Annotated in this window: 14 protein-coding genes; 12 read left to right on the top strand and 2 right to left on the bottom strand. The window is 43.7% G+C overall.

What is annotated here, in order from left to right; genetic code table 11:
• Window positions 1-39 precede the first annotated feature (39 nt).
• The 8 genes from FQ608_RS04855 to FQ608_RS04820 all read left to right on the top strand — a co-directional run bounded on the left by FQ608_RS04855 (window position 40) and on the right by FQ608_RS04820 (window position 15,167).
• Window positions 40-3,231 (top strand): SusC/RagA family TonB-linked outer membrane protein, encoded by a 3,192-nt coding sequence (locus FQ608_RS04855; RefSeq protein WP_158856660.1) that lies wholly within the window; start codon window positions 40-42, stop codon window positions 3,229-3,231.
• A 19-nt stretch (window positions 3,232-3,250) separates the two neighbouring features.
• The gene (locus tag FQ608_RS04850; protein ID WP_158856659.1) at window positions 3,251-5,029 is read left to right on the top strand and encodes a RagB/SusD family nutrient uptake outer membrane protein; all 1,779 of its coding nucleotides are present in this window, start codon (window positions 3,251-3,253) and stop codon (window positions 5,027-5,029) included.
• A gap of 160 nt (window positions 5,030-5,189) precedes the next feature.
• On the top strand, window positions 5,190-8,738 hold the full coding sequence (locus FQ608_RS04845) for an FG-GAP-like repeat-containing protein (protein WP_158856658.1): 3,549 nt from the start codon (window positions 5,190-5,192) through the stop codon (window positions 8,736-8,738).
• 60 nt (window positions 8,739-8,798) lie between these two features.
• A complete protein-coding gene (locus FQ608_RS04840) occupies window positions 8,799-9,962 on the top strand; it encodes a glycosyltransferase family 4 protein (protein ID WP_158856657.1) in 1,164 nt (387 codons plus the stop codon).
• Between the two features lie 81 nt (window positions 9,963-10,043).
• The gene (locus FQ608_RS04835; RefSeq protein WP_158856656.1) at window positions 10,044-10,853 is read left to right on the top strand and encodes a polysaccharide biosynthesis/export family protein; all 810 of its coding nucleotides are present in this window, start codon (window positions 10,044-10,046) and stop codon (window positions 10,851-10,853) included.
• A gap of 2 nt (window positions 10,854-10,855) precedes the next feature.
• Window positions 10,856-13,303 carry a GumC family protein gene (locus FQ608_RS04830; protein ID WP_158856655.1) on the top strand — a complete coding sequence of 816 codons (2,448 nt, stop codon included), beginning with the start codon at window positions 10,856-10,858 and terminating at the stop codon, window positions 13,301-13,303.
• A 10-nt stretch (window positions 13,304-13,313) separates the two neighbouring features.
• Complete coding sequence (rfbB, locus tag FQ608_RS04825; protein ID WP_158856654.1) at window positions 13,314-14,360, top strand: dTDP-glucose 4,6-dehydratase; 1,047 nt, start codon at window positions 13,314-13,316, stop codon at window positions 14,358-14,360.
• Window positions 14,361-14,372: 12 nt separating this feature from the next.
• Window positions 14,373-15,167, top strand: a complete 795-nt coding sequence (locus FQ608_RS04820; RefSeq protein WP_158856653.1) for a thymidylate synthase — start codon at window positions 14,373-14,375, stop codon at window positions 15,165-15,167.
• A gap of 2 nt (window positions 15,168-15,169) precedes the next feature.
• On the opposite strand, the gene FQ608_RS04815 is transcribed toward FQ608_RS04820, so the two are convergent.
• Complete coding sequence (locus tag FQ608_RS04815) at window positions 15,170-15,982, bottom strand: aminotransferase class IV (RefSeq protein ID WP_158856652.1); 813 nt, start codon at window positions 15,980-15,982, stop codon at window positions 15,170-15,172.
• A 205-nt stretch (window positions 15,983-16,187) separates the two neighbouring features.
• Between FQ608_RS04815 and FQ608_RS04810 the strand changes: the two genes are divergently transcribed.
• Window positions 16,188-17,531 (top strand): TolC family protein, encoded by a 1,344-nt coding sequence (locus FQ608_RS04810; protein ID WP_199856306.1) that lies wholly within the window; start codon window positions 16,188-16,190, stop codon window positions 17,529-17,531.
• Window positions 17,532-17,547: 16 nt separating this feature from the next.
• Window positions 17,548-18,849 carry an efflux RND transporter periplasmic adaptor subunit gene (locus FQ608_RS04805; protein WP_158856651.1) on the top strand — a complete coding sequence of 434 codons (1,302 nt, stop codon included), beginning with the start codon at window positions 17,548-17,550 and terminating at the stop codon, window positions 18,847-18,849.
• Between the two features lie 256 nt (window positions 18,850-19,105).
• On the opposite strand, the gene FQ608_RS04800 is transcribed toward FQ608_RS04805, so the two are convergent.
• Complete coding sequence (locus tag FQ608_RS04800) at window positions 19,106-19,519, bottom strand: hypothetical protein (RefSeq protein WP_158856650.1); 414 nt, start codon at window positions 19,517-19,519, stop codon at window positions 19,106-19,108.
• 79 nt (window positions 19,520-19,598) lie between these two features.
• Here FQ608_RS04800 and FQ608_RS04795 point away from each other — a divergent pair, with 79 nt between their 5' ends.
• Window positions 19,599-20,432, top strand: a complete 834-nt coding sequence (locus tag FQ608_RS04795) for a ZIP family metal transporter (protein ID WP_158856649.1) — start codon at window positions 19,599-19,601, stop codon at window positions 20,430-20,432.
• Window positions 20,433-20,844: 412 nt separating this feature from the next.
• On the top strand, window positions 20,845-20,997 hold the full coding sequence (locus tag FQ608_RS04790; RefSeq protein WP_158856648.1) for a DUF2256 domain-containing protein: 153 nt from the start codon (window positions 20,845-20,847) through the stop codon (window positions 20,995-20,997).
• Window positions 20,998-21,023: the final 26 nt, after the last annotated feature.

Below are 21,023 nucleotides of genomic sequence, written 5' to 3'. Positions count from 1 at the left end.
TTAGCCTAATTAATCAATAACTAAAACCCACAATTGCATATGTTAAGAATTTACAAAAAATTTCATGTTTTACTCCTGATACTTCTCTTTCAGGGAACCTGGCTCATGGCTCAACAGCGTGAGATCACAGGGGTGGTTTCCGATGAATTTGGAGATCCATTGCCGGGAGCGGCCATTTTAGTAAAAGGTACCTCAACAGGTACGGTCACCGATATTGACGGGATGTATCGGGTCAATGTACCAGGTAACGAATCCGTACTTGTATTCTCTTTTTTGGGATATGAGAGTTTGGAAGAGATAGTTGGGACTCGTAGCAGCGTCAATGTGAATTTGAACCAGGCTGTAAGTGGTTTGGACGAAGTAATCATTACCGGTTACGGTGCACAGTCGCGAAGGGAGATAACCGGTGCCGTGACTTCGGTAGACGCAGATGACCTTTTGGCCATTCCAGCCACTACTTTCGCCCAGCAATTGCAGGGAAGGGCAGCCGGGGTGACCGTTGTAAATGACGCGACTCCAGGCGGTGGTGCTACGGTTCGTATCAGAGGTTTCGGAACCATCAACAACAACGACCCGCTTTATGTCATTGACGGTGTACCCACCCAGAATCAAGGCAATTTGAATCCCAATGACATTGAGTCCATCCAGATTTTGAAGGATGCCTCTGCAGCCTCCATTTATGGGTCACGGGCTGCAAATGGGGTAATCATTGTTACCACCAAAAGAGGAAAAGTAGGAAAACCGACCATATCTTTTGACGCATTTTATGGTTCACAAACGGCTGAAAGAGGTCCGGATCCTTTAAATGCGGAAGAGTTGGGAAGGTATTTATACCTTGCAAACAGCTACGCAGGCAGAGATCTTACCCATGGTCAATACACTTGGGGACCCAACGGTGAAGTAGGTATACCGGATTATGTATTCCCAAGCGGTGCTATGGAAGGGGATCCGGGAGTCAATCCAGCCTTATATGCGTTGGAACCTGGTAATATTTATCCAATCACTAGGGCTTCTGATACCGATTGGTGGAAAGAAAGTACACGCTCCGCACCCATCCAAAGTTACCAGGTTACAGCCAGTGGAGGGACAGAAAACGGTCGCTATGCGCTGTCATTGAACTACTTCAATCAAGAAGGTATTGTAAAGGATATAGGTTACGAGCGATATTCCATCCGGGCGAATACGGAATTCAAGGCCCTGAACAACAAATTGACTATCGGAGAAAACCTGTCCGTAACGATTGGTAACCGAAAGGGAGGTTTTGGAAACGGTAGTGCGGGAAACAATGCGGAACAAAATGCAGTGTTTAGTGCATCCCTACAGCATCCTTTGCTGCCTGTCTATGATATCATGGGCAACTTTGCTGGAAGTAGGGGAGCTAATCTCGGCAACAACTTCAACGGTGTAGCAGTATTGTCCAGAGCCCAAGACAACCGAAACTTGTCGTTAAGAGCCTTTGGTAATGTATATGCCGGTTACCAAATCACAGACGATATAGAGGTCAAAACCAGTTTTGGTCTTGACGGAAACAACCGAAGAGGTCTATTTATTGGCCGTCCGCAGCCAGAATATGTGGAGGGAAATTTTGTAAACACTTCTACAGCGGAAAATGAATATTCCTATCAGTGGGTGTGGACCAACACCATAAGTTACAACAAGACGTTTGATGATGTCCATACGGTAGATGCTTATTTGGGTGTAGAAGCAATCAAAGAATTTGGAGAAATATTTGGAGCCGCACGGCAGCGGTTTGCGTTTGAAACGACACCTATTATAAGTTACTTGGATCTGGGAGATCCAAATACTGCCACGAATTTTGGAAGAGTCACCAGTGATTACCGCCTTTATTCCCAATTTGGAAAGATAAACTATTCGTATGATGGAAAATATCTGGTACAGTTCATTCTTAGAAATGATGCCTCCTCCAGGTTCTTGCAAGCTTCAAGAAATGCAACCTTCCCCGCATTTAGTTTGGGATGGAGATTATCAGATGAAGCGGCAGTAGCCAATGCGTTACCTTTTGTATCTGACATGAAACTGCGGTATGGATGGGGAAAAACCGGTAACCAGCTAATTGGGGACTACAATGCCTACACCACATACCGATCCAATATCTTCAATTCCGGTTATCCGATAGATGGTTCTTCATCCACACCTGCGTTGGGATTTGACGCCGCTAGATTCGGAAACGCCAATGCTAGGTGGGAAGCTACAACTTCCAACAATATAGGGTTGGATGCGGAGTTTTTAGACGGAAAATTCTTCTTCGAATTTGACTTGTGGAACAGGAAGACTACTGATATGTTATTCCAGATCCCAATCAATTACGGACATGGAGATGCCACTGCGCCATTCTCCAATATCGGTCAGATGACCAATAAGGGATTGGACCTAAATTTGGGATATGATGAAGCGTTTCTGGGAGGAGATCTTCGCTTGAGCGTTTCCGCGAATTATTCCATGTACCGAAATAATGTAGACAATCTAGCTGAAAATGAGGACAACGTGCTCTTCGGTGCTTCTACGCGGGTTCCATCTGTGACTATCACGCAGTCGGGCTTTCCGATATCATCCTTTTTCGGATACCGAAATCTTGGAATTTTCCAGACTCAGGAGGAAGTAGCAGCCCACCCTCCTTATGGCACATACAATGCGATTGGAAAATTTAAAGTAGAAGATGTAAACGGTGACGGAGTGATCACCGATGCGGATCGAACAATTATTGGCAACCCACACCCGGATTTTATCTATGGGGTAAATGTTAACGTGGGCTATAAAAACTGGGATTTGACCCTATTTGGAAATGGTTCCGTAGGTAATGACATATTCAATTATATCAATTACTGGACAGATTTCAACACCTTCCAGGGAAATAAGTCCAAAGCAGCATTGTATGACGCTTGGCAACCTACCAATACTGGAGGAACTCTTCCAATTATGGATGCCAATGATCAAATTAGCAGTAGACCTTCAACTTATTTCATCGAGGATGGATCTTATTTCAGATTGCGAAATTTACAGCTAACCTACAGCTTAACCCAACCCATGCTGAATCGAATTGGAATGAGTCGGGCATCAGTATATTTCCAGGGTCAAAACCTGTTTACCCTGACAAATTATACTGGAACCAACCCGGAAATTCAGACAGGCAGCAACAATACCATCGGATTTGATGGAGGTTATATGCCGGTTTCCAGAAACCTGATTTTGGGATTAAATGTGACATTCTAACTTTAAATTTAGCAAAAAGATGAAAAGTATATATTTAAAATTATCTGCGGCAGGCTTATTGTTAGGTGCGACGACCTTTTCCTGCAGTGAAGAATTCCTGGAAACTATTCCTTTGGGACAGTTCAGTACCGTAGGCTTAGAAAATGCTCAAGGTGTTGAAGGTGTTCTATTGGGAGCCTATGCGATGATAGATGGGTATGGTCTGGATGGCCAATCCGGGTGGAACGGCACCATTGACAATTGGGTGTACGGTGGCGTAGTCTCCGACGATGCCTATAAAGGTACGGATGCCGGAGATCAGCCTGAGCAGTCCTTTTTAGAAACATTTGATTTTCAGGCAACTAATCTCCACCTTCGAAATAAATGGAGGGCAGTATATAAAGGTGTGGCCCGTGCCAATGACGCACTGAACACCCTAAAGGAAGCCGATGATGTATCTGACGAACGAAGAGCTCAGATTGTTGCTGAAGCCAGATTTTTAAGGGGTTTCTTTCATTTTGAAGCGCGTAAAATGTGGCGAAAAGCACCCTATATAGATGATGCAACGTTTGTATTGGGTGATTTGGAAAGCAGTAAGGTGCCTAATGACAGGGAAATATGGGCTGACATCGAGGCCGATTTTGAAGCTGCTGCGAATGTACTTCCTGATGTTCAGGCACAAGTCGGAAGACCGACAAACTGGGCAGCAAAGGCCTTTTTGGCAAAAGCTAAAATGTTTCAGGGCTGGGATCAAAATACTGGCGCAGCCAATACTGCCAAGCTACAGGAAGCAAAGGTAGTTCTGGAAGATATCTTAGACAATGGAGGGTTTGACTTAACTCCCACCTTTGAAGAGAACTTCCTAGTAGGCAGAAGAAACAACGAAGAGTCCATTTTCGAGATTCAATTCTCCATTTCCAGTGCCACAACTGCGGCCGCCAATGAGGGGACCACTCTTAACTACCCCTATACTGATCCTTGGGGATGCTGCGGGTTTTATCAGCCTTCCCAAAATTTGGTTAACGCATATAAAACGAGTGCAGATGGACTTCCATTATTGGATACGTTCAATGCCAGTGACGTCACCAACGATCAGGGCATTGCATTAAATGCCCCCTATACTCCTTATCAAGGTCCTTTGGATCCCCGGTTGGATCATACCGTGGGAAGGAGAGGGATCTTGTTCAAAGGGTACAAAATCCATAACCGGGATTTTATCCGGGATCAGGCATACGCAGGACCTTATTCACCGAAAAAGCATATTGCCGAACCAGCATTTTTCGGCATCGGCGCAAACCCCCGACTTTCTGCCAATAACTACCGAATCATGAGGCTTGGGATGGTTATTCTTTGGCTCGCTGAATGTGAGGTAGAGTTGGGAAACCTGGAGAGAGCTAGAACACTGGTAAATATGATCAGAACCCGTGCGGCAAATCCTGCTGGTTTTGTTCCAAGGGCCACCCAAGGAGCTGAACGAAACAGTTTTACTGTTATCGACGGAGAGCCGGCAGCTAACTACGTTATCAATACCTATGATGCGCCATGGACCGATGCGGATGTTGCCCGCAAGGCTGTCAGAATGGAGAATCGACTTGAGTTTGCCATGGAAGGCCATCGTTTCTTTGATTTGCAGCGTTGGGGTGTGGCAGCGGAAGTCATGACTCCTTACCTGCAAGTGGAGCGTACCAAGAGAACATACTTAGCCAATGCACAATTTGTAAAAGGCGTTCATGAATACTTCCCGGTGCCCTTGGAGGCTATCGAAAGATCTTTTAGAGACGGATCTCCTACTTTGGTGCAGGATCCAGCATTTGAATAGAACTCCAACAGCGTTAATTTAACCAAAGGGGCAGGAATTATTTCCTGCCCCTTTTTTCGTGAACCGGGTCAGGAGTTGGCGGGTTGCGAAAAATCCTACAAATCCCTTATATTTGTATATCAGCCTATTTGACCAGTTTAAGAGATACTAACCAGTTGCTATGCGCCGCTTCGGAAACCTTTATGTTTTTTTCAAATCTATCCCTGTAGCTGCCTTAATTGCTCTTTTTTCCTGTTCAACACCCGAAGAAAAGCTCTTCAGGCTTTTGCCCGCCAGCCATACCAACATCACCTTTAGCAACGACATCACCGAATCCGATTCGGTAAATATACTGACGGAAGAATTTATCTTTAACGGCGGAGGAGTTGCTGTTGGGGATTTCAATAATGACGGTTTGCCGGATCTATTTTTTTCCGGTAATGAAGTGCCCAACAAACTTTATCTGAATAGGGGAAACCTGACTTTTGAGGATGTATCTGAACAGGCTGGAATCAAAGCCATAGGGAAATGGAGCACTGGCGTAACCGTGGTGGATGTAAATAGGGACGGGCTGATGGACCTGTATGTGTGTGCAGCTATGAAGAAGGACTCCCTAAGTCGGGCAAATATGTTATTTGTAAACCAAGGAGTGAACAAGGACTGCATTCCAGTTTTTGAAGAACAGGCAGAGAAATATGGTATAGCGGAAAAAGGGTATAGCATGTCAGCGGTCTTCCTCGATTTTGATAACGATGGTCTCCTAGACTTGTATGTACTGAATAATCTTTTGGTTACCTCCCTTCCGGGCGTATACAGGGATAAAATCACCGACGGAACAGCAGGGAACAATGACCGCCTCTATAATAACAACGGTGACGGGACATTTACCGATGTAAGTGACGAGGCCGGTATTCTTATTGAGGGGTATGGCCTAGGCGTAGCCATTGCGGACTTCAATGAGGACGGATGGCCGGATATTTATGTCAGCAATGACTACCTGTCCAACGATATCCTATACATTAACAACCAGAACGGGACATTTACTAACCGGATTACCGATTATATCCGGCATCAAAGTTACTTTTCGATGGGCGTGGATGTGGGGGATATCAACAATGACGGGCTTTTTGACCTAATCACCTTGGATATGCTGGCCGAGACCAATTACCGGATGAAGACTACCATCAGTAAAAACTCCTATCAAACCTACGTGAACAATGAGGCATGGGGCTATGAATACCAGTATGTGCGGAACATGCTTCACCTGAACAACGGTATGGGGGTTCCGTTCAGTGAAATAGGGCATATGGCGGGCGTTTTTCAGACGGACTGGAGTTGGTCTCCATTATTGGTGGACATGGACAATGATGGTAGGAGGGATTTGATGGTAACCAACGGGTATCCCCGCGATATTACGGATAAGGATTTTACCAATTTCAGAGCGGATATGGGTGCAACTGCATCTCCCACAATTCTCTTGGACTCCATACCCATTGTAAAAATCCCCAATTACGCCTTTCGAAATATGGGAAATCTTTCCTTTGAAAATGTAAGTGCAGCCTGGGGTATCGACCATCCTTCCTTTTCTAACGGGGCCGTTTTTGTGGATTTAGATTTAGATGGAGATCTGGATTATGTGGTCAACAACATAAATGGGGAGGCATTTGTCTTTGAAAACCAACTGAACCCGTTGGAAAACGATGGGAATAATTATGTAAGAATCCGGCTGAAAGGGACCGCTGAAAACCCCCAAGGTCTGGGAGCCAAAATCTGGATGCAGGTAGACGAAAACTCATATCAATACCACCAGAACCATCTGGCAAGGGGATATATGTCCACGGTAGAAGAAGTAGTTCACTTTGGTGTTGGGACTGCGGACAAGGTAGCATCCTTGGAAGTGCGTTGGCAGGAGGGGAGAAGACAAGTCCTTAGGGATATACCTGTCAATCAGGTATTGGAATTGGATATATCAGCTGCCTCCCCGGATACTTTGAAAGGGCCCTCATTTGGATTGGTAGAAGCTCCCAATGTTCTATTGGATGTTACGGAGGAAAAAGGAGTGGATTATCTGCATCAGGAAAGGGACCGGATTGATTTTAACCTTCAGCGGACACTGCCCCACAAGCTTTCCCAATATGGTCCTGGACTTGCTGTAGGAGATATTAATGGGGATGGAATGGAAGATTTGCTTGTTGGAGGCTCCGCCGGATATCCACAAACTATTTTATTTCAAAAACCAGGTGGTACCTTTTATTCCCATGAGCTGGGGGATCGGGAAGAGAGTGTGCCGGAGGATATGGGGCTTTTATTAGCTGACTTTGACAATGACGGTGACCTGGACTTATATGCCGTAAGCGGAAGTAATGAATATGCGCCGGGAGAATCCGTCTATCAGGACAGAATTTTATGGAATGACGGAAAAGGCAATTTTTCATTGGACACAACTGCCCTGCCCTTCAATCCCAATAGCGGGACCGTGGTCAGGGCAGCAGATATGGATGGGGACGGTTGGTTGGATCTATTTGTAGGAGGCCGTTCGGAGCAGGGTCAATATCCAATGCCAGGGGAAAACAGGGTTTTAAAAAACAAGGAGGGTAAGTTTGTAGATGTCACACTTGACGTAGCTCCCGAATTGCATAGGATTGGCATGGTGACTGATGCCCTGTGGACAGATTATGACGGCGATGGAAGGGTGGACCTTCTGGTGGTGGGGGAATTTATGGAAATCACTTTTTTTAGAAATACCGGAGATTCCTTAATAAAAGCGACCGATACGGGACTGCAGGGGATGACAGGATGGTGGAATGGTATTACTGCGGGAGACTTTGACGGAGATGGTGATACGGACTATCTGATAGGCAATTGGGGATTGAATAATTTTTATCGGGTGACGCAGGAGCACCCACTTACACTTTATGCCAAGGATTTTGACAAAAATCAGAGTGTGGATCCTGTCATTTTTTCCTATTTTAAAGATGAGAAGTTAGCCTTTAGACCTTATCCGGTTCATTTTTGGGAAGATTTGTATGGTCAGAGTCCTATTTTCCGAAGAAAATTTCATAATTTTAAAAGTTATGGAAGAGCCGGAAAGGAGGAAATCTTCACCTCTGAGGAACTTGATGGAGCATTGGTGCTAGAGGCCAATCAAATGGCCAGTGTGTACCTGGAAAACTTGGGCGATGGCACCTTTGCCTGGAAAGAGTTGCCCCGCTTGGCGCAGGTGGCCCCCATTTACGGCATGATCTCCATGGATGTCGATGGGGACGGACACTTGGATGCACTGCTGGTGGGAAATGATTATGGGAATGAAGTGTTTTCCGGACGGCTTGATGCCCTGACCGGGCTCTGGCTCAAAGGTGACGGAGCCGGTAATTTTGAGGCGATAGGTTCCGCAAAAAGTGGGTTTGCCGTTTTTGGAGACGCAAAAGCTTTGGTGACCCTGTCGGATCCTGCCAACAAGCCCACGGTAATAGCCTCACAAAACAGAGGGAAGCTGAAACTTTTTGAAGTTCAAAATTCCGAAGGAAAATTTTTCGAACCCAATCCTTCCGATTTGTCTGCTCTAATCCGCTATACCGATGGAAGGATAAGGAAAGTTGAGTTTTATGTTGGTTCCGGGTTTCTGTCCCAGTCGAGCAGGAAGGTCTATTTGGGATTAGAGGTAGAAAGAGTTGAAGTCCTCCGACATGGCGGCACGGTTCGGATACTATCTGGCGATAGCTTTGAATAGGAAATGTGTATAATTTTCTAATTTAGTCATATCTTTGACTTTTTAACGTTTAACAGCTACATGCCAAAACTAATCCGGATTACAACTGTTCCACTTTCTTTAAAACTCCTCCTTCGCGGGCAGATGAAATTCATGAAATCTGCAGGCTGGGAAGTCTTGATGGTGAGTGCGCCAGGTAAGGAGAGGGATCAGGTTGTCAAATATGAGGGATGTCTCCACGAGGAAATCCCATTTACCCGAAAATTCACACCGGTTCAGGATTTGAAATGTCTATGGCACCTTTATAAACTGTTTCGAAGGGAAAACCCGGATATCGTTCATTCACACACCCCAAAGGCTGGTTTGTTGTCTATGTTGGCAGCCCGCTTGGCAGGTATAGATATTCGGATTCACACTCTTGCAGGATTGCCCTACCAGGCAGTCGAGGGCAATAAGCAGCGTCTGTTGGTGTTTTTGGAGAAATTAACCTATAGTCTGGCCAAGGAAGTCTGGCCAAATGCGTCTTCGTTGAGGCAACTGATTATAGATGAGAAATTAGTGGAACCGAATAAGGTGACTGTCATCGGTCACGGCTCTTCCAACGGAGTCGATTTGGATCAGTATGACAGGTATCAACTTCAAGAAAACCACTTGGTGGCAGCTACCATGCGGGTGGCACCTGGTGATGAAGAATTTGTCATGCTGGTAGTGGGCAGGTTGGTCAAAGACAAGGGAGTAGAGGATTTGATTGAAGCTTACTTGAGTTCTAAAATAAACAACAAGGCTAAGCTCGTACTTTTAGGCTCCTTTGAACAAGACCTAAATCCCGTTTCGAATCAGACTATCAACCGAATAAAAGACCACCCCCGAATCGTTCATGTTGAGTGGACAGATCACGTAGCCTACTACATGGCAATTTCAGATGTACTAATCCACCCGTCTCACAGGGAGGGATTTCCAAACGTGCTGCTTGAAGCAGGGGCGATTTCTTGTCCGATTATCTGCTCAGACATTCCGGGAAACACAGAAATCATCAGCCATAAGAAAACCGGTCTGGTCTACCCGGTTAAAAATGTGGCCGCGCTCCGGGAGGCCATGGAATTTGCATATATCAAGAGGGAGCTGATGCAGGAATATGCGGAGAAATTAAATAAGGAGGTCAGGGAAAAATTTGACAGAAAATCCATGCATCAGTTAATACTCAAGGAATATTACAGACTTTGGGATGAAGGGAAAAATAAATAAATTATAAAATAACGTTAATTTTCTTTACTGTTAGATTTGGTTAATTTTGGTCTGTCACAGATAGCTTTGGAAAGATTATACATGAGAAATGTGCTAGTGATTTTTGTGGTAATTTACCTTTCTTCCTGCGTAAGCAACAGGCGGATAAACTACCTGCAGAATCTTCCGGGAGAGGTCCCCATTGAACTGGAGGAATTTATCCCCTATGCTGAGGTCGATTATGAATATGTGTTGCAGCCCTTTGATATCGTTGATATTGACTTTGCATCAAGCAACGAGGATCTCTTGAAGGCTTTTGAATATAAAGGGGCAAACAACGCCCGAATGGGGGGCGGTGGCATGGGAGGTGCTATGGATGTGTTTTATTTTTCCGGATATTCCTTGGACAAAGACGGTAATGTTCGTATACCTAAATTGGGCTTGGTGCAGCTTTCCGGTTTGACGGAGAAGGAAGCAAGAGACACCATTCAACTGGCCATTAATTCCTATTTTAAAGAAGAAGTAGATGTGCGGGTGCGTATAGGCGGAATACGCTTTACAGCTTTAGGGGAATTTACAAGTACAGGGACAAAAGTGATTTTGAAAAATCGGGCTACGATATTTGATGCACTGGCCATGTCCGGGGAATCAAATATCCTAGCCAAAAAAAACGAGCTCTTCATTATAAGACAATATGATGGGGGTGTAAGAATCCATCAAATAAACCTAAACGACCGGCACCTGTTGGCCTCGCCGTTTTATTTCATACAGAACAACGATATTCTTTACCTTCAGCCCATGCAAATTAGGCAAATTGGATCCGGAGATAGTTTATCGGCCTCGTTGCAACTCGGCATCTCCATACTTACCGCAATTTTATTTATTTACGGTGTCACCTCAGGGATTTTTTAATTATGGAGAATCTGGATTTATCAAAATTTGAGGAGCAGGAAAAACCCATTGATATCAAGTACTATATCATAAAGTACTCGAGGTACTGGCCTTTATATGCTCTTTTCATCACTATTGGGTTGATTGCTGTGTTTCTGTTTCACCGTTATACCGTAGAGCGGTTTGAGGTGAAGGGGAGTGTGATGATAAAGAGGAATGCTTCTCCGGAAGTCAGGGTGCTCGACCGGTCAAATATTTTCACCGGAAGTGAAAACCTGACTAATGACATCCTGTTGTTTACGTCCAAAAATCTCGCTGCCGAAGCGCTAAAGAAGGTACATTTTGATGTCACCTATTTGGCCGCAACCAACATTAAGGAAATCGAGATGTATAAAAACTCGCCGATCCACATTGAGGTGGATTGGGATTACCCTCAGCTTGAGGGAAGGAGAATGAGTCTTGAAATTCTATCAGAGGAAGAATATATTATTGGAAGGCAGGAGAAACATTTCTTGGAATGGTTGAATTTTGGAGTCCAACCTGACTATTCCGAGGTGGATATTTTTAACGGAGTGCATCGCTTTGGAGAAGAAGTCACAGGCGCCAAAGCGAAATTTACAGTACATTTAACGAATTCTTCCCGGATTGGAGACGAGGTCGGGTTCATCATGCACCACCCAAATACCTTGGTGGAACAATATGCTGGGAACGTGCAGGTGCGTCCTTTGATCAATTATGGAACAGTTCTGGAAGTAAGCACCGTTACCAAGGTAGTAGATAAGGGGAGTGATTACGTCAATGCACTCATGGATTCGTTTTTGGAATATGACCTTAGGGAAAAAAACCAAATTTCCGAAAACGCACTGCGATTTATAGACGAGCAACTGTATATCGTGGAGGACTCGCTGAATTCGGTGGAAAGAAGGATGCAGAACTTCAAGGTTAGCAATAAATTACTGGATGTGAATGCCGAATTTGGTGGTGTGCTGAACAATATACGGGCATTGGAAGAAAATATCCAGGCGATAGAGTTTGAGCTTTCTTATTATAATTCCCTTCGGGAGTACCTGGAGCGGAAAGGTGAAAGTTACGAGGAGGTGGTGGCACCTTCGGTGGTAGGGATTAATGATGGGTTGCTTAATGGACTCATACAAAATTTAGTGACCTTATCGCTGGACAGGCGCAAACTGTTGAGTATCGTCAACGAAAACCACCCGGATGTTAAGGTTTTGGATCAGCAGGTGGAAAGGCTACGGGATAATGTGTTTGAGAATATAGAAAACCTGATTAAAAACACGGAGACGAAAAAACGGGAAAATGTAGAGAAACTCCGGTCCTTTGACCTGCAGTTTTCGAATTTGCCCCAAGCGGAATCCACTTATACCAATATATTCCGTGAATATAAATTACGGGAAAACCTATACACCTACCTATTGGAAAAGCGGGCAGAAGCGGGTATCGCCAAAGCCTCCAATATATCAGACAATTCCATTGTGGATTATGCCAAACGGGGGGTACTTATTTTTCCAAAAAAAATGCAGAACTATTCCTATGCTGTGGGTCTTGGTTTTTTCCTTCCCTTCGGGTTTCTGCTGATATTCCATTACCTGAATAATAGGATCATGGATCAGGTGCAGCTCAAAAACATCCTGAAGATTCCCCTGCTGGGAACCATTGGATATAGTGACAAGGAGACCAATCTCCTAGTAGCCGAACACCCCAGAGCATTGGCATCTGAATCATTCCGCTCCTTGAGGTCCGCACTCTTTTACATCGCCAGTGAAAAGAAATGTAAAAATATACTCGTAACATCCAGCATTTCAGGAGAGGGGAAGACATTTATCAGTATAAATGTGGCTTCAGCCATGGCACTAAGCGGAAAGAAAACCTGCCTGATGGGGATGGACTTAAGAAAGCCAAAATTATCCACCTACTTGGGGGTTTCCAACAAAAAGGGTCTCTCCACATTTTTGGTTGACAAACATGCTATGGAGGATATTATATTGGAATCAAAATATGAAAATTTATATATCGTTCCGTCAGGGCCAGTGCCTCCCAATCCCTCCGAATTATTGCTCAAGGATAAACTGAGAGAGTTATTTACCCATTTGGAAAAGGAATTTGATATCATAGTGATGGATTGCCCACCCGTGGGGTTGGTATCAGAAACCATGGATATGCTGCGGTTTTCGGATGTCAACTTGTATATCGTGCGGTATGACTTTACCCACCACAATCACCTCCTAATGATCAATGACCTCTATGCCAGCGACCAGATAACGGATTTTTATGCGATATTCAACGGTCTTAAAGGCGGAGGGGATACGTATGATTTTGGGGGATACAATTATGGATACGGATACAATTATTCATATATGAAAAAAAGCGGTTACAGTGGAAACTATTATGAGGACGAAGAAAGAATCAAGAAGGGATGGTTGAGTAAATTAATTGCCAAGTTTAGGATGTAAAATAATAGCTATGAAGAAATCGATTTTAATTACCGGCGGAGCCGGATTCATCGGGTCACATGTGGTTCGACTTTTTGTGACCAAATATCCAGAATACCGCATTATTAACTTGGATAGCCTAACCTATGCGGGAAACCTACTGAATCTAACGGATATAGAGGAAGCGGAAAATTACCATTTTTCCAAAGTAGACATTCAGAATGAATCAGCCTTGGAAAAAGTTTTTAACCAGTTTCAAATTACAGACGTCATTCATCTTGCTGCAGAGTCACATGTAGACAGATCCATCACCGATCCGCTTGCATTTGTAAATACCAATGTAATTGGAACGGTAAATTTGCTGAATGTGGCAAAAAATTTCTGGCCTGATAAGGAAAAACACCTCTTCTATCACATATCCACCGATGAAGTATATGGTTCTCTACACGACGGCGGATTTTTCCTGGAGAGTACTCCTTATGACCCTCAATCCCCATATTCGGCATCAAAGGCCAGTTCCGACCATTTTGTACGTGCCTATGCCAACACCTACAAGCTTCGAACGGTTATTTCCAACTGTTCAAATAATTATGGGCCCAATCAATTTCCGGAAAAACTGATACCGCTCTGTATCCATAATATCAAGAATAACAGACCTCTTCCAATTTATGGGAAGGGCGAAAATGTCAGGGATTGGTTGTTTGTAATAGACCATGCCCGGGCCATTGATGATATTTTCCATACAGGTAAGGACAATGAGACTTATAACATAGGCGGTTTCAACGAGTGGAAAAATATCGATATCGTTCGCTTGCTTTGTGAAATTATGGACAAGAAACTTGGTAGGTCTCCAGGAACTTCTGCCGAGTTGATTACCTTTGTCAAGGATCGGGCAGGCCATGACTTGCGTTATGCCATCGATGCCTCCAAAATCAAGACCGAGCTTGGATGGGAGCCAAGTTTGACCTTTGAGATCGGTATTGAGAAGACTGTGGATTGGTACCTGGAGAATGAAGCTTGGTTGACCGGAGTGACATCGGGTGACTACCAAAAATATTACGACAAACATTACGGATAATTATTTTAATTCATGAGACAATACCATCAGCTATTACAACATATACTGGATAATGGGGTCCATAAGGGCGACCGTACAGGTACCGGAACCATCAGTGTTTTTGGATATCAGATGCGTTTCGACCTACAGGAAGGTTTTCCGTTGGTCACCACCAAAAAATGCCACATCCGCTCCATACTTCATGAGTTACTTTGGTTTCTGAAGGGGGAATCCAATACTGCCTACCTAAAGGACAACAAGGTCTCCATCTGGGATGAATGGGCGGATGAAGCAGGTGACTTGGGGCCGGTGTACGGTTATCAATGGCGACACTGGCCCGATGGTAGGGGAGGAGAAATAGATCAGATCAAAAACCTTATCCATCAGATAAAGACAAACCCCAATTCAAGACGCCTCATTGTCAGTGCCTGGAATGTGGCTGATGTAGACCAAATGGCACTTCCCCCTTGCCATTTGCTATTCCAATTTTATGTAGCTGACGGAAAGCTTTCCTGTCAGTTGTATCAGCGGAGTGCGGATGTTTTTCTGGGAGTACCTTTTAATATTGCTTCTTATGCCCTTTTCTTACATATGGTGGCACAGGTGTGTGGGTTGCAGGTAGGTGAATTCATACATACGTTTGGCGACGCCCATCTTTACAGCAACCACCTGGATCAAGCCCGATTACAACTGAGCCGAACTTGTAGGCCTTTGCCGCAGTTAAAGTTGAATCCGGAAATAACGGATATTTTCGAATTTAAATTTGAGGATTTTGAAATCCTCAACTATGATCCGCATCCGCATATTAAGGCGGCGGTGTCGGTGTAGGATTACTGGAAGATTTTTTCCAGTAATGGAATGGGATCTATCCCAAAGCTTCGATGCTCAATCTCCCGTATATACGAAATACCAGTCACATTGCTTGTGAATACCTGATCCGCTTCCAATAAGTGCTCCTTGGTGAAGGAACCTTCTAGGAAGGGGATCTTTTTATGGGTGAGCAATTCAATGATTTGGGCCCTTCCTACGCCACTGATAGCATGATGACGAAGTGAGGGGGTGAAAAATGTGCCAGACGATATCCAAAACAAATTCGACGCACCAGCCTCACTCAAGTACCCATTCTCATCCGTTAAAATAACTTCATCCATATTTTTCTCCTTTCTTTCCAGATTGGCCATTACATACGGTAGGCAGTTGAGCGTTTTGCAATGACTCCAAGGAGAGGGGTGCAGTTGGATCGTATTGCTGAGATAGGCGTTATTTTTGATTTTTGGAGGGATGGTAAAGGGCTGTATCATCAGCTGTTCTGAACAGTGGTTTTCTTCCGGTGTATATTTCCCCTGTCCGGATCGGAAAATATTCCAACGTATTCTCCAGCGCTGACTTTCATCAACTTTCTCTTCGATCAGCTTTTCAATTTCAGGGACATCAGCCATTCCAGACGCATCCAATTTGAGTGCCTTCACCCCTTCGTTTACCCGGTTTTGGTGAGCGGGTGCAAATCGGATTTTCCCATTGATATATATCATGGTTTCAAAGATCCCGTCTCCAAACAACGACGCACGCGAGGGCAGTCCATGGGTATGCCAGTTGGAGTCGACTGAGGTTCGGAGTAAATTTAATGTATCATTTTCGTTCATGTACCTGTTCATATTCGAACAAAAAGAAAACCTGTTCTGTTAATGTGAATTAAAATTAGTTAAAAATATGTGGAATCACTCGCTCAAATCGTGTCTTATTGTTTATTTTGTACTTCTTAAAAAGAAATGGTCTTTCTAGCATAAATGTTGTCAACATTTGGGAAAATTCCTTCATCCTACACATTTTAAATCCCAACCGTTATATATGATGAAATACTTTTTACTCTTTTTCATAGTCATGTTGATCCGTCAATATGACTGCATTGCACAAGGATATGACGTCGGGAAACTTTCATTGGAGGAAAGTGTAGCCATTGGACTGGAAAATAATCTTACCCTGAGGCGCAGTCAATTGGAGTTTGCTAATTTGGAAACCGGATTGATGGAGGCCTATGGACAACGAATCCCTACATTTTCTACCGGCATCTCTTCGGGGTTTAGGTGGGGTAGATCTATAAACCCCGTCACCAATTTATTTGAAACGAGGCGTATTGGGAACGTAAATGTGAGTGCAAGTGCGAACCTTCCTATATATGCTGGAGGTCAGGTCCGGAATCAGATTCAACAGACTAAAGTGAATGTTGAAATTGGCCGGTTAACTGTTGAAGAAACGGAAAATAACATTTCACTAAATATTATTAATCTATTTGTGAATATAGCCTTTGCCAAGGAACAGCTCAATATTGCGGAAAATCAATTATCCACAGTAAGGGAACAGTTAAATAGGACACAGCGCTTGGTCACCGCCGGTTCCCTGCCACGGGCGGAATTGTTGGACTTGGAGGCACAGCTTGCGACTACAGAACTGGAAGTTATCAATGCTTCGAACAGTCACCGAATTGCGCGGTTGAATTTGTCCCAACAGTTGCTTTTGCCGTTTACGGATGAATTTGATATTCTCGTACCCGAAGTGTCAGTAGAGGGAGTGGAATTGGACGGCTCGGGTGTGGAGACCATTTATAGTACAGCGGCTTCTTATTTGCCACAAATAAAAGCGGCTGAATTGGGAATAGTCAGTGCGGAATACGGGATCAGAGTAGCAAAGGGGGCCTTTCTACCAAGCTTAGGGGTAAATGCGAATGTGTTCTCCAATTACGTCGATCAGTCTGCGTTTGGTACCGCGGACCCATTGCTCAGGCAGTTTGAAAACAATTTGTCCCAAGCAGTGAACATGTCCCTGAACATTCCCATATTTTCCCAGTTTCGAAATCGTGCCAACCTTCAGCGGGCCCGGGTTCAGATGCGGCTAAGCGAAATACAGGAGGTAGAAGTGAAAAACCAATTAAGGCAGGATATTGAAACTGCTTATACGACAGCCTTTGCTGCCAAACAATCCTATGAAAGCAACATCAGAAGGGTAGCTTCATTGGAAGAAGCTTTTCGAATGGCAACGCAGCGATTTGAGGTAGGTGCTATCAATGCAGTGGATTTTCAAGTGGCTCAGAACAATTTGTTCAATGGACAGGCTGACTTAATTACATCGAAATATGAGTATGTTTTCCGAGTGAAAGTCCTCGATTTTTACATGGGCAATCCCCTTACCTTATAATATCAATTCAATAAAAATGGCTAAGAAGAAATCAAATAAACTGCTTTTTATTCTGTTAGGCGTGATCGCCGTTTTAATCGTCGGAATCCTAGTGGGAAAATCCCAAGGATGGATCGGTGGACCCAAGGAAACAGAAGTAGAGACCGCTAAAGTCGGATACCGGAATATTGTAGAAAAAGTAAGCGCTTCCGGAGTGGTCCAGCCTGAAACTGAAGTGAAGATGAGTCCGGATGTTGCGGGGGAAATCATTGAGCTCAACGTGGCTGAGGGGGATTCGGTTAAAATCAACGACTTGTTGGTGAAAATCCGTCCTGATAATTTTATTTCCGCACTGGATCGTGCCCAAGCTACCCTCAATCAGCAGATGGCAAACTTGGCACAGTCCAAGGCTTCTCTCAAGCGATCTGAAGCCCAATTTACCCGCGCACAGCTGGAATACGACCGAAACCGGAAATTATATGATGACAAAGTAATATCTTCTGCGGACTTTGAACAAATCGATGCCAATTATCTAACAGCCAAAAATGACCTTGAAGCCGCGGAACAGACTGTTTTGGCAGCGGAATTTATCGTAAAAAGTGCTCAGGCAACCGTCGATGAAGCCGCTGAAAATCTCCGCCTTACCAATGTGTATTCACCAACCAACGGGATAGTTTCAAAACTCCTGGTGGAACAAGGCGAACGGGTGGTGGGTACCGCCCAAATGGCCGGCACCGAAATGCTACGCATTGCGGATTTGTCCCGGATGGAAATCCGCGTCAATGTAAACGAAAATGACATCGTGCGTCTATCACTAAGCGATAGCGTACTGATAGACGTGGATTCCTATGCCTTTAGCGGAAAGAAATTTGGCGGCATCGTAACTGCTATAGCAAATTCAGCCAATGAAAAGGCAAGTACAGACGCGGTTACAGAGTTTGAGGTCAGGATACGAATTCTAAATGATTCCTATGCGGAATTGGTAACGGAGAAAAATCCGTTTCCTTTCAGGCCTGGGATGACCGCAAGCGTGGAAATAATAACAAACAGAAAAGAAAACACCTTATCGGTGCCCCTGGCGGCTGTTACAACCCGTGAAGCGGAGACGTTAGAAACGCAGGGAGGATCAACACGCCTGAAGGAGTTGGTTTTTTTGAAAGAAGAAAAAACTGCTAAAATGGTGGCCGTTAAGACTGGCATTTCTGACTTTGATAATATCGAGATTTTAGAAGGGCTGTCCGAAGGGCAGGAGATAATTACCGGACCTTATTTTATCGTAAGTAAAGAACTTGAGGATGGAAAAGCAGTGAAAATTGCGGAGAAGAAACCGGCAAAATAAAACTAAAAAAGGAGTCTGAAAAGACTCCTTTACAATGGGGTTTATTCGTAACTGACTGCAGCTATCTATCTTAAGAAATTGATCGAAAACAAATTTTTGTTTCTGAAATTCAGACAATTTAAGGAATTAATAAAAACTGGCCTAGCTTTTTTTGAAGAATTTTACAGTTATTAAATGAATTGAAATAATGTTTTAATTTTTATGGATTAATGATATTTAATATTGATTGTTTCAACAATATCCTTTAATCGCGGAATTAATTTACCTCCCCCATTTGTCGGTTGTTGAAGGATTTTTCAAGTTTTTGAATTTCCTCGAGTAAATGTTTTTGTAATTCGAGGTGTTCCTTGGGACTGAGATTGGGAGCGGTATTATGATGATGATGATCATGTTCTTCCTCACCATGTTTGTGATCATGTTCAAAACCGGGAACTTCAACCCAAGCGTCATCCCATTCCTTTAAAGCTTGCTTGAATTCTTGCAGTGAATCATGCAACAAACTGTCCCTTTCGGTATTGGATAGCTGCTGACCTAAATTTTCCCTGACGTGACCTGCTTGTTGATGGTACTCATGCGCTTCATTAAGACGGGAGTCAGTTTTTTGTGGTTGGCAGCTTAAGAGAAGGATGCTTAGTAAACTCATGGGAATAATTGAAATAATTGCTTTCATATGGCGTATGTTTTAGTGCGAATGCAAAATAGACAAAGAAAAGCTATTTTTGCAATTATGTTGCATGTATATTTGCGCTATGATTTTCACAGTTGACTTTGTATATGCGCTTTCGGCTGCTTTGCTAGTGAGCCTTATTTCGTTAGTTGGATTGGTTTTCCTCCTTTTCGACAAATTGCTTATGGGGAAAATCATACCTTATGCTGTAGCATTGGCCATAGGTGTATTATTGGGAAATGCCTTTTTTCATTTGATTCCGGAATCCTTGGAGCTGGGACTGTCAAGCTCTTTTATATTCGGTTGTATTTTTACTGGATTTGTAACTTTCTGGTTGATTGACCGAATACTTTCCCACCACCACCCAACCGCTGTTCCAAGTCAAAAATCTATACGGTCTATTGGAAAACTGAATTTGCTTGGTGACGGATTTCATAATTTTATAGACGGACTGGTGATAGGAGGGAGTTTTATGATAAGTCCCGAAGTCGGCATGGCTACCACGCTTGCGATTATTATTCATGAACTTCCACAGGAATTTGGCGATACCGGAACCTTGATTTACAGCGGTTTTTCTCCATTGCGCGTGGTTAAACTTAATTTCCTGGTTAGTATGACGGTAATGCTAGGTGTGGCCTTTGTCTTCTTATTAAATCATTGGATAGTATTTCAAGTAGGATACTTGCTGGCCTTTACTGCGGGAGGGTTTGTGTATATGGCACTTGGTAATTTATTGCCGGCACTTTACAGGCAAGCCCGTGGAAATCTAAGGATGCAAACAATTCAGTTATTAGTGATTTTGATTGGATTGGGGATGATAGAATACCTTAGCAATGATCACGCACATACTCACCATGGACACCGTCATGGTGAAGGTATTAACGCTCATCAGATGGGGATAATTTTCAGAAAATAGTAGCGACAAATGATTTAGATCTAACCCGGATTATATATTGGGGTTCGTTGCAGCCTGTCCCGACTAAATCGGGAAGGGCTTAAAACGCAAGAAAATCAGTCACTTTGGAGAGTAGTCCCAGCCTCCCCGACGATGAACTCGAAAAGTGAAACAAAACGGTTGATTTTAAAGCGTTTTAGGACCGCAGCAGAAATTCTAATGCATATTCCGAGTTAAACCCTGACGAAAATTCAAATTAATCTTTCATCCCAAAAATAAGGTTCAGAACGAAAGAGTTTGACCTATTCAAAATCGGGATGGGCGGTATTAATTATAAAGTTGAACTCCATGGGTATCATAGAAGAGGAGATCTTCAACATAAGTGAACGCTTTTCCTGATACCACCTTTAATTTGGATAACCAAAAACACACAATGGGAAACGCTAATAAATCCTATCTTCCAGAAAAGACTTGTCCGGTTTGTGGCAGGCCGTTTACTTGGAGAAAAAAATGGAAAAATAATTGGGAAAATGTGCTGTATTGCTCTGAGAAGTGTAGTTCACGTAAGAAGGAGAGGCTAGGTTGATTCCCAAGACAAGTGATTAAATTTGG

It is taken from the genome of Lunatibacter salilacus (genome assembly GCF_009797935.1).
Taxonomy (GTDB): domain Bacteria; phylum Bacteroidota; class Bacteroidia; order Cytophagales; family Cyclobacteriaceae; genus Lunatibacter; species Lunatibacter salilacus.
This window is presented reverse-complemented; position numbering and strand designations above follow the sequence as displayed.

Coding starts and splice junctions, on each gene's coding strand:
- FQ608_RS04855 (WP_158856660.1), top strand. CDS start 40: ATGTTAAGAATTTACAAAAAATTTCATGTTTTACTCCTGATACTTCTC.
- FQ608_RS04840 (WP_158856657.1), top strand. CDS start 8,799: ATGCCAAAACTAATCCGGATTACAACTGTTCCACTTTCTTTAAAACTC.
- FQ608_RS04805 (WP_158856651.1), top strand. CDS start 17,548: ATGGCTAAGAAGAAATCAAATAAACTGCTTTTTATTCTGTTAGGCGTG.
- FQ608_RS04810 (WP_199856306.1), top strand. CDS start 16,188: ATGATGAAATACTTTTTACTCTTTTTCATAGTCATGTTGATCCGTCAA.
- FQ608_RS04845 (WP_158856658.1), top strand. CDS start 5,190: ATGCGCCGCTTCGGAAACCTTTATGTTTTTTTCAAATCTATCCCTGTA.
- FQ608_RS04815 (WP_158856652.1), bottom strand. CDS start 15,982: ATGAACGAAAATGATACATTAAATTTACTCCGAACCTCAGTCGACTCC.
- rfbB (WP_158856654.1), top strand. CDS start 13,314: ATGAAGAAATCGATTTTAATTACCGGCGGAGCCGGATTCATCGGGTCA.
- FQ608_RS04830 (WP_158856655.1), top strand. CDS start 10,856: ATGGAGAATCTGGATTTATCAAAATTTGAGGAGCAGGAAAAACCCATT.
- FQ608_RS04795 (WP_158856649.1), top strand. CDS start 19,599: ATGATTTTCACAGTTGACTTTGTATATGCGCTTTCGGCTGCTTTGCTA.
- FQ608_RS04850 (WP_158856659.1), top strand. CDS start 3,251: ATGAAAAGTATATATTTAAAATTATCTGCGGCAGGCTTATTGTTAGGT.
- FQ608_RS04820 (WP_158856653.1), top strand. CDS start 14,373: ATGAGACAATACCATCAGCTATTACAACATATACTGGATAATGGGGTC.
- FQ608_RS04800 (WP_158856650.1), bottom strand. CDS start 19,519: ATGAAAGCAATTATTTCAATTATTCCCATGAGTTTACTAAGCATCCTT.
- FQ608_RS04790 (WP_158856648.1), top strand. CDS start 20,845: ATGGGAAACGCTAATAAATCCTATCTTCCAGAAAAGACTTGTCCGGTT.
- FQ608_RS04835 (WP_158856656.1), top strand. CDS start 10,044: ATGAGAAATGTGCTAGTGATTTTTGTGGTAATTTACCTTTCTTCCTGC.